The organism is Desulfonatronum zhilinae (genome assembly GCF_900182865.1).
GTDB classification, from domain to species: domain Bacteria; phylum Desulfobacterota; class Desulfovibrionia; order Desulfovibrionales; family Desulfonatronaceae; genus Desulfonatronum; species Desulfonatronum lacustre.
In genome coordinates this window covers 1-9,701 of the sequence record NZ_FXUJ01000046.1, presented here as the reverse complement: position 1 = coordinate 9,701, position 9,701 = coordinate 1, and the positions used below count along the sequence as shown (strand labels likewise).

Below are 9,701 nucleotides of genomic sequence, written 5' to 3'. Positions count from 1 at the left end.
GTTTTCGGAGCATCGAAGTGCAAAAAATTGCCTTATATCATACACTTGGAGATCTGCCCGAACCAGTGTTCACCCACAAATTTTGCTGACGAGCCAAATGTTTTAGTCTGTATTTAACGTCTGTCTTATCATCTGTGGCTGAAATAAGAAAAGAGTTAATGGCCACGGACGGTAACGGCAGGTAAGATTAATGGCCACAGACGGGAAAGGCAGACGATAAAGGCAGACGGGAGAACTTTTTCTGTGAAGGACTTCTTCACAGGAAAACTTGCCTCGCCAAAGGCGATGACAGTTTTTTCTACCGGCAAGTCGCCGGGTGAAAAATGTTTTAGTCTGTATTTAACGTCTGTCTTATCATCTGTGGCTGAAATAAGAAAAGAGTTAATGGCCACGGACGGTAACGGCAGGTAAGATTAATGGCCACAGACGGGAAAGGCAGACGATAAAGGCAGACGGGAGAACTTTTTCTGTGAAGGACTTCTTCACAGGAAAACTTGCCTCGCCAAAGGCGATGACAGTTTTTTCTACCGGCAAGTCGCCGGGTGAAAAATGTTTTAGTCTGTATTTAACGTCTGTCTTATCGTCTGTGGCTGAAATAAGAAAAGAATTATTGGCCACGGACGGGAAAGGCAGACGGGAAAACAGACGGAACTATATTCTGAGGGGGATGATTTATGACGGAGATCCGGTTGAAGGCAGACAACCCTGATAAGGCAGTGGAAATCGTGGTTGAAGCATTGGCCTTTGAGGAAGCAAGATTGCAGTACAGTCTTGCGCTCGCAAAGAAACGCTTGAGGTTTTTTGAAGGAAAGTATGGTGTGGATAGCGAGCGATTTATGGGAGGATGGACGGCTGAGGATCTTGAAGGGCGGGACATGGAGTACGTGGAATGGGCAGGCGAATATAAATTTGCCACCTCGCTCATGAACAGAATTGATGTCATTACTGGAATCAGGCATGACCCTTCATGAATATTTGCATGTATTCCGTGAAGCTATTGATAAGATTGATCGTTACGGATATGCGGAATCTGTAGATCTGCATCAGGAACTCAGGGCGGGAAAGCAGGCGTTCTTGCAAGTCACCGTGGTTTTAGTCGATGGAAGCTCCCTGCATATCAAGGAATATGTCGATGCAATGTACGGCATTGAAAAAGTCAGTTATGGATATCAATATCAGGATGTGCGTGGTGATGTTATTTTCCGGTATGATAATGCCGCACACAAGCCTTCGTTGAATAGGAAAGAGCATAAGCACACGAAGAGTCGAATTATAGAAATATCTCCGCCTGATATTGCCGATCTTGTGGATGAAATCATCAGCTATTTATGAATAGAGATATCGTCAAAGCGATTTTGGCCACGGACGGGAAAGGCAGACGGGATTAATGGCCACGGACGGGAAAGGCAGACGGGGGATAAATATAAGAAATGCTGGGATGCTGGGATGCTGGAATGCTGGGATGAAACATGATGCTGGGATTGCAATGATAATGCTGGGGTGTGTAGGGTGAGAGAATATTTTCCTGTTTGCCCGGTGTCCCCAAGAAAGCGGAGCGATCAGGTGGTTAAATCCTTTTGCAGCACGGGGAAAAACCTCTGTGGCTGTTGTTACATTATCACAGGCGATTCACCCCATACGCATCAAAGATGGAATCGCTGCTCACGATGGGGACTTGTTCCTCCAATGACTGGGCTATGAGCAACCGGTCAAAGGGATCCCTATGGTGAAATGGCATGTCGGCGATTCGTGCTGTCTGGTCCAGGGTAATGGGGAGCATGATCAATGCGTTTTCTTGCATCTGCCTGTTCCAGAAGTTGAGATACGGCTCGGGCAAAGCGTATTTTCCGAGGCTGATCTTGATGGCGATTTCCCAGAAACTGGCGGGACTGACAAAAATTGACCCTTCAGCATGAATAATGACCTCGCGGGCCTTTCTGCTCAGCCTGGAATCATCCAGCAGGAACCAAAGCAAAGCCTGGGTGCCCAGGAGCATGCTCATCAGTCCGTTGAAAAACTCCCAATTATTGCGTCGTTGCAAAAATGTTCAAACTCTCACGTATGAATAAATACGCTTCGACCTTGAACTTTTTTTTGCTCCTTGTACTTGGGTTTTTTGAACGGACTGTGGAAAAGGACTTTTTCGACACTCAGTCATGGCATGTACTCTTTGAAATCATCCAGGTGTTCAGCATCTTCGACAAGAATTCTGAAAACGCCTTTTGCGCTGCCGGGGTGACGTATTGGTCGTTTTTTGGTTTCCGTTTCCGGCAGGATAACCACCAACTTCGCTTCCCTGCCGTAAGCAAACCCGTAGTCCTTGGGCAACTGAATATGGCCATTGTTGCTGATGCGTGTCCGCAGCTCAATTGTTTGCATGGGGTGCTCCGGTTTGATGCATGGGGTGGAAGTATTTGGGGCTTGTCCTTTGTCCGTGTCCGGTTTGGCTTGAGGCAGAGTTTACGGGAAATTTTTTGAGAGGGCAAAGGGGGGGCAGAATGCTGGGATGCTGGGATAAATGATAATGCTGGAATGCTGGGATGCTGGAATGCTGGGATTTCAAAGATAAGTGCCGAAGGGAGGGGGGATGAAGTATACGAGGTTTGAGGATTTGCCGTGTTGGCAGAAGGCCAGGGATCTGTGCCGGGCGGTTAATCGGCTTATCAACAAGCAGCAGTTTTCCAGGGATTACGGTTTGAAAGATCAGATATGGAGGGCGGCCGGATCGGCCATGGATAATATTGCGGAAGGTTTTGATGATTCTTCGGTCAAGGAGTTTGTCAAATTTTTGGGGTATGCATTGCGGTCGTGCAGTGAGGTGCAGTCGCAATTGTACCGGGCATTGGACTGCGGATACATCAGCCAGGATGAATTTGATGAAACGTATGCTCTTGCGGGGGATTGCAGGGCGCAGGTCAAGGGTTTTCGGGGGTATTTGCGGAAGAAAAATTAAAAATGCTGGGATGCTGGGATGAAACATGATGCTGGGATTGCAATGATAATGCTGGGATAAAACATGATGCTGGAATGAAAGATAATGCTGGGATGAGAAAGACGGTGGGAAGGCAGGAAAGTGGGAAGGTTTACCCTGTTGAACCGGGGGCCCCTGTAGGGTGTTCAACCGGGGTGGAAAGGTGGAACGGTAGGAAAGTGGGAAGGGTGAAGTCAGTGAACCACTCCGGTGAAACACCCTGGAAGCTTACCCGGTTTCACCAAGTTAACAGTCCGTTGAAAAACTCCCAATTGCTGCGTCGCTGCAAAAAGTTCAAACTCTCACGTATGAATAAATACGCTTCGACCTTGAACTTTTTTTGCTCCTTGCACTTGGGGTTTTTGAACGGACTGCCGGATAAGGACTTTTTCAACACTCAGTTAACCGCACTGGTGTGCGATCAATGCCAACACACTGTTTTCTTCATGGAATCTCCGCGTCACTGACGTGCCGTGCAACTGGATTAACCCGACAAGCGGGGCGGTTGTGAGGCACGGGGGTGGCGGGGCAGAACTGTAAGGATTGACGATATACCCATGAAGGGGATATTTTGATTTATGTCATGGACAGTGGTGTTTTCAGGCAGGGCCAAAAAACAGGCGGATAATCTCCCGCAACGTGTCCGTGGGCTTTTGTTCCAATTGGCTTGTGAGATTGAAAGTTCCGGCCCGGTGCGTGGAGATTGGCCCAACTACTCCAAATTGCCCGGCTATCGGCACCACTGCCATTTGCGAAAAGGCAGGCCCACCTATGTCGCTGTCTGGAGAGAATTCGCGGACAAGATAGGACTTGTGGAGGTTATTTATGCAGGCAGCCACGAAAAAGCCCCGTACTGAATCGGACATGATGACGCTACGGTTGCGTGTGCATCGGGACAATGTGGAAAAAATTCGAGAGTATGCCAGGATTATCGAGTCAGGTGATGAGCGGACCTATACATTGGCCGAAGTCTTCCCCGAGTATCATGGCAAGGATGGCCGGACAGCACTGCGCGCTTATCGGAACAGAGAAAATTTGACCCAGGCCGAACTGGCCCGAATGACCGGAATCCCACAACATCAGATCAGTGAAATGGAAACCGGGAAACGGACCATCGGCAAGGAGCGGGCGCGCAAATTGGCGCTGGCGTTGGATGTCTCGGATTTCCGGTATTTTTTATGATGGGGAAGAGATTGAACCATCCCAGAGAAACCGAAAATTTTACAACACACTTCATGCTGGGAAATAAGCATGATGCTGGGATAAACAGCTGGAATGCTGGAATGCTGGAATACTGGGATGCTGGAATGCTGGGATGCTGAAATACTGAGTTGCTGAAATACTGAGTTGCTGGGAAAATAACGAAATTCTCTTATAACCCCGTCAAAGGGTATTGACGGTTCCTTTTGTCAGGGTTAATAGGTGGTCATGGACAGCGATTTGCTTCAGCGTATCCTTTATTTGAATCCCTGGCTGAAAGGCGAGGTTTTATCTCGGGATTTTGTTTCATCAAATATTCCGGAAAAATATGTGCAGCGATCCATTGAGAGGGAAAAGCTTGAAGCATCTCTTCCAGGCAAGCCAAAGGTGCGGATGATCATTGGTCCGCGACAGGCTGGGAAGTCAACCCTGGCTTGGAAAATATTTCAAAATTCCGGACGATTTCCGCTTTTTCTGTTTTGCGAGGACCTGCTCATCCGTTCCTGGTGCAGAGAGGTCGTCCCGTTTTTGCACGACCTCAAGGAGCTGCTCCCAGAACCAGTCCCCCTCTTTCTGGAAGAGGCTCAACATCTGACGGAAGCTGGATTGTTTCTCAAAGGACTGGTGGACTTGGGGACAGCACAAGAAATATGGGTGACAGGTTCATCAAGCTTTCATCTCCAGGCCAAAACCAGAGAGTCCCTGGCCGGGCGGGCCCTCAGACACACTCTTCTGCCTTTTTCCCTGGAAGAGACTGCCGCTTCAGCAGTATCCCTGCCGCCGTTGTTGGCCATGGACAAACGCCGGGCACAGCTTGCCCGGCACCTGACGTATGGCGGGTATCCCGAAGTCTGGTTCTCGGCCACACCGGAAAAAGTGTTGTGGGATCTGATTCAGGCTTTTATTTTACGCGACGCATCAGACATGTTCCATGTTCGGTATCCAGACGCCTTTCGTCGTCTTTTGAAACTGCTGGCCTTTGACACCGGCAATCTCCTGAACATGTCCAACCTGGCCCAGGAATGTGGGGTGAACAGGAAAACCGTACAAAACTACCTGGACATCCTTGAGGAAACGCATATCATTCGGCGCATTTTGCCATTCCAGGCGGGAAAGCGTTCAGAAGTGACACGTGCCCCCAAATGCTACTTCGTGGATAATGGCATCCGCAATGTTCTGCTTGGCCTGACTTCTGAAATGGATATCCTGGAGCGACCGGATACAGGGGCTCTCGTGGAAAACTGGGTGCTTTCCGAACTGCTTAAAAATCTGCCGAACAGATGGTCCGTGCACTACTGGCGATCGACGTCCAAAGCTGAAATGGATTTTGTCCTCAGTGACGGTCAACGCATCATTGCCGTGGAAGTCAAAGCGGGCCGCATGGCCCGCCCTTCCGTCTCTCGTTCCGCCAGAAGCTTTTTGGAAGCCTATGCCCCTCTCATGCTTTTTGTGGTTAACCAAGCTTTGGATACGACAATCACCGTTCAGGATCGACCCGTGCGCTTCGTACCCCTGGAAGCTGCCATCCCGGAAATTGTCAAGCGCGCATCGGAATAGGCACTGGTTCAAAAAGTTTCTTGGCCACAGACGGAAAGGCAGACGGTAAGTCAGACCGAAAAGGTTGCCTCGCCAAGGGCGGGGCGGGTGGTTGGAAGAAGAAAAGAATTATTGGCCACGGACGGGAAAGGCAGACGGGGAAGGCAGACGTATGAAATTTTCAAGTGGGCGACGGTGCCCACTTGATACGTTTCTGTTGGTCGCAGGTGATGCAACACATTTCTTCCGGCAACTTGCCGGAAGAAAACCTTCTTTTAGTCTGCCTTTCAAGTCTGCTTTTCCCGTCTGTGGCTAAAAAAATGTGCTGGGCTTGAGAAATTATACTTGCGGGTATTATGCCGATGAGTATAGGGTCAATCGATCCAAAGGCGGTTGGTGATGACAATACGAAAACCCTTCTATTACGGCGGCGTTGTCGCGGATGCACATTTTTGCAACCGGCTTGGCAAGATCAATGAACTGATCGCGGACATTGATACCGGGCTGAATGTCTTGCTGTACGCCCCGCGAAGATTTGGGAAAACCTCTTTGGTGCTGAACGCCCTTGGCCGGACGCAACACGCATATGTTTTTCTGGACCTAATGGGCATCGTGGATGAGCAAGAGTTTATCAATGAATATTTCAACGCCGTTTCCAAAAGCCTGACCAGCACCGCGGACAAGGCCGTCAATCTTTTCAAAAAAATCCTGGGCCTCAAGCCGAACATCTCCGTGGATTTTGACGCAAGCGGAAACCCTAGCTTTCGGCTTGGCCTGCTCCCCGGCGAATCAAAAAACGTGCTGAAAGAGGTGCTGGACCTCCCCTATAAATATGCCCAATACCGGAACCAAAAGGTTGTGGTCGTGTTTGACGAGTTCCAGGAAGTGGTCAATTTGGGCATTGCGGAGAAGTTACGATCCGTGTTGCAGCACCATGGCGACAGTGTTTCGTATATTTTTCTGGGCAGTAAAAAATCCATCATGAAAAACCTGTTTTTTGATAAAAACAAGCCCTTTTACAAGTCGGTGAAACACCTCCCCATTGACAAAATTTCCGATCAAGACTGGCGGCAATTTATCAGGCAAGGGTTTCACTCCCACCAGAAGCAGATCGACGACCAAGCCATCGACACAATCTTGAGTATCTCCAAAGGGTTCCCCTACTACACCCAGCAAATCGCCAACGAGATTTTTGGCATGACCGAAAAGTATGTTGAGTCGGGGATGGTCCAGGCAGCCATTACCAGCATTTTGGGCAAGGAAGAGGATCTCTTTCTCAGCGAGTGGGAGCGCCTCAGCCAGCTCCAGAAGAAAGCCCTGAAGCTGCTGATCCATGCTGGCGGCGTCAATATCTACGCCAAAGAGACCATGACGCACTTCAGTTTCACGAGTTCCGCACTCAAAAAAGCGGTCGAAGGCCTGCTTGCCAAGGATGTCATCGACCACAGAGCGAGCAAATATTATTTCCAGGATCCCCTGTTTGAATTCTGGCTGCGGCGGTTGTCATAGGGCAGGGCAGCGGGAGTTTTATGAAGAGTTAATGGCCACGGACGGGAAAGACAGACGGTAAAGGCAGACGGGTTTTTGGCGAGGAAGAGGAAGAGTTTGTTGGCCACGGACGGGAAAGGCAGACGGGGAAGGCAGACGTAGGAATTTTTCTAGTGACGACGGTGCCCCTGGGAAGGGGGCCTGCTTGATACATCCCTGTTGGTCGTAGGTGATGTAACACATTTTTTCCGGCAAGTTGCCGGAAGAAAACTTTTTTTGTCACCTTTAACGTCTGCCTTTTCCGTCTGTGGCTAAAAAAATGAGGCTTTCATGGATATTGATGAGCTGACGTATGCCATCAATGGTGCTGTTTATGAAGTAAACAAGGTGCTTGGGCCCGGGTTTCTGGAGAAGGTGTACGAACAGGCACTTTTGGTGGAATTTGAAAAGCAAGGGCTCAAAGCTGAAAGCCAGGTTCCCATTACGGTGCGGTACAAGGGTTGCGTTGTCGGAGAGTATTTTGCGGATATTGTCGTGGAGGACAAAGTCATTGTGGAATTGAAGGCAGTGAGCAGGCTGCGGGGAGAGCATGAGGCGCAGATGTTGAATTATCTGAAGGCGACCGGGTTTAAGGTTGGGCTGCTGGTGAACTTTGAATATCCCAAGGCTGTGATCAAGCGCTATATGCTGTGACGGAAGAGGGTTGGCCACGGACGGGAAAGACAGACGGTAAAGGCAGACGGGTTTTTGGCGAGGAAGAGGAAGAGTTTGTTGGCCACGGACGGGAAAGGCAGACGGGGAAGGCAGACGTAGGAATTTTTCAAGTGGGCGACGGTGCCCCTGGGAAGGGGGCCTGCTTGATATGTCCCTGTTGGTCGTAGGTGATGCAACACGTTTCTTCCGGCAAGTTGCCGGAAGAAAACTTTTTTTGTCTGCCTTTACCGTCTGCCTTTTCCGTCTGTGGCTAAAAAAATGAGGCTTTCATGGATTGAGGAGGCCTGTTATCTTGAAAGTATTTTTGAGGATTCACTAATGTTGCCGAGAATTTCCATCGTCACGCCTTCGTTCAATCAAGGTCAATTCATTGAAAAGACGATTTGCTCCGTCTTGGACCAGAACTATCCAAACCTGGAATATGTCGTCATTGACGGCGGAAGCACGGATGAGACCGTCGAGATTATCAAAAAATACGAAAAGCATTTGACCTACTGGGTCAGCGAACCGGATAGAGGGCAGTCTCATGCCATAAACAAAGGGTTGGCTCATTGCACGGGGGATGTTTTCAATTTTTTGAATTCAGATGACTACCTGGAACCTGGCGCTCTGTTTCATGTTGCGGAGGCCTGGAATGAAAAACCTGACGCTGCTGCTTGGGTGGGGGCGACAAAAAGAGAGCACAGTGAGGGTCGGGTCGGTTACATCAGCTACCCGAACGGGTTGTGGCCTGAACACCTTTGTCTTTCCACGCCAGCACGTTGTTTGTATCAACCTTCTACTTTTCTGAACATGAAATTCGTCAAGGAACTCAAAGGAGTGGATGAGAATCTTGACTATTGCATGGATACGGACATCTACTTCAGATTGTTCGAGAAAGGGGCATTTCAGCCTGGAAAAGGCATTTGGAGTGCTGCTGTTGAGCACCAGCGGGCTAAGTCTGTTCGCGCCTTGAGTGAAATTTTTATTGAGATGAGCGCGATGTTTGCGCGTTATGGATATGCCGAGGGGGCGAAGGTCGCCCTGGCTAGGTCGCGCTGCATGATTCAACCCTATGCCATGCCGCGCTCCTTGCGTAAAAGAATGAATGCCTTTTTGCTGAACAAGAGTATCACCAAAGATATTTTTGCGACTCCTTTTAGTTTTGATCGAAGATATATAATCACCATAGTTTTAGAGAAAAACAAGCTAACCCAGGAATACCTCTCATTTTTGCAATCCTGCCTCCAGGAAGTATTGCATCGCTTTCCTTTCACCTTTTTTAATATCCTTCACAGGGAGCAGGCCAGGATTGCTGAAATGATCACCCTGCCCAACATGCATTACGAGCCGGACCCCTTTACTCTGCTTGAACAAACAAAAATTTTCATTGTTTTGGACGAAGATGCTCAGGTAGACATACCGCGCATGAACCGTGCGGGCATCCCCGTGGTCTTGCAGCCGGATCTTGCGGCACGATACGGCTTAATTGACGGAGAATCCTGTTTTACGGCGGATAATCCGTATGACATGGTGTTCAAGGCCATATTGTTGCATTTGGACAACAGCGTATGGGGAAATATCTCCACGCAATCCATTATCCATGGCCATGAGGACGAGGGGTTGGGCAAGCCTGATCTCCCTGCAAAAAGTCCGGGCAGGCATTCGATTTAACTAAATATTTTGCTTGCATTGTATGCTATAGTAGTGATATTAAGATTTAAAAAACGAGGTCACTGCTATGTTGCGATATAAGAATAGAAATAGGCTAAGCCTTATGGACGATACATTTTGGCTTCCAGGTAAACAGTCA

Annotated in this window: 10 protein-coding genes; 8 read left to right on the top strand and 2 right to left on the bottom strand. The window is 48.9% G+C overall.

Annotated features, from left to right (window positions below):
* Positions 1-674: 674 nt before the first annotated feature.
* A complete protein-coding gene (locus AC559A_RS18335; RefSeq protein WP_498819144.1) occupies positions 675-971 on the top strand; it encodes a hypothetical protein in 297 nt (98 codons plus the stop codon).
* Complete coding sequence (locus AC559A_RS18330; protein ID WP_498819143.1) at positions 958-1,332, top strand: toxin-antitoxin system TumE family protein; 375 nt, start codon at positions 958-960, stop codon at positions 1,330-1,332. The genes AC559A_RS18335 and AC559A_RS18330 overlap by 14 nt, the downstream gene beginning before the upstream one ends.
* 286 nt (positions 1,333-1,618) lie before the next feature.
* Here AC559A_RS18330 and AC559A_RS18325 read toward each other — a convergent pair whose 3' ends face one another.
* Positions 1,619-2,041, bottom strand: coding sequence for a type II toxin-antitoxin system VapC family toxin (locus AC559A_RS18325; RefSeq protein ID WP_498819142.1), 423 nt, complete (start codon positions 2,039-2,041; stop codon positions 1,619-1,621).
* A 113-nt stretch (positions 2,042-2,154) separates the two neighbouring features.
* Positions 2,155-2,379, bottom strand: a complete 225-nt coding sequence (locus AC559A_RS18320) for a hypothetical protein (protein WP_498819141.1) — start codon at positions 2,377-2,379, stop codon at positions 2,155-2,157.
* A 208-nt stretch (positions 2,380-2,587) separates the two neighbouring features.
* Between AC559A_RS18320 and AC559A_RS18315 the strand changes: the two genes are divergently transcribed.
* The 6 genes from AC559A_RS18315 to AC559A_RS18290 all read left to right on the top strand — a co-directional run bounded on the left by AC559A_RS18315 (position 2,588) and on the right by AC559A_RS18290 (position 9,562).
* Positions 2,588-2,953 carry a four helix bundle protein gene (locus AC559A_RS18315; RefSeq protein WP_498819140.1) on the top strand — a complete coding sequence of 122 codons (366 nt, stop codon included), beginning with the start codon at positions 2,588-2,590 and terminating at the stop codon, positions 2,951-2,953.
* Positions 2,954-3,796: 843 nt separating this feature from the next.
* Positions 3,797-4,153: a helix-turn-helix domain-containing protein gene (locus AC559A_RS18310; protein ID WP_498819139.1), complete on the top strand. Its 357-nt coding sequence runs from the start codon at positions 3,797-3,799 to the stop codon at positions 4,151-4,153.
* A 348-nt stretch (positions 4,154-4,501) separates the two neighbouring features.
* Positions 4,502-5,728 carry an ATP-binding protein gene (locus tag AC559A_RS18305; protein WP_498819138.1) on the top strand — a complete coding sequence of 409 codons (1,227 nt, stop codon included), beginning with the start codon at positions 4,502-4,504 and terminating at the stop codon, positions 5,726-5,728.
* A gap of 378 nt (positions 5,729-6,106) precedes the next feature.
* Complete coding sequence (locus AC559A_RS18300) at positions 6,107-7,216, top strand: AAA family ATPase (RefSeq protein WP_498819137.1); 1,110 nt, start codon at positions 6,107-6,109, stop codon at positions 7,214-7,216.
* Between the two features lie 309 nt (positions 7,217-7,525).
* Positions 7,526-7,888, top strand: coding sequence for a GxxExxY protein (locus AC559A_RS18295; RefSeq protein WP_498819136.1), 363 nt, complete (start codon positions 7,526-7,528; stop codon positions 7,886-7,888).
* A 339-nt stretch (positions 7,889-8,227) separates the two neighbouring features.
* On the top strand, positions 8,228-9,562 hold the full coding sequence (locus AC559A_RS18290; protein WP_498819135.1) for a glycosyltransferase family 2 protein: 1,335 nt from the start codon (positions 8,228-8,230) through the stop codon (positions 9,560-9,562).
* Positions 9,563-9,701 lie beyond the last annotated feature (139 nt).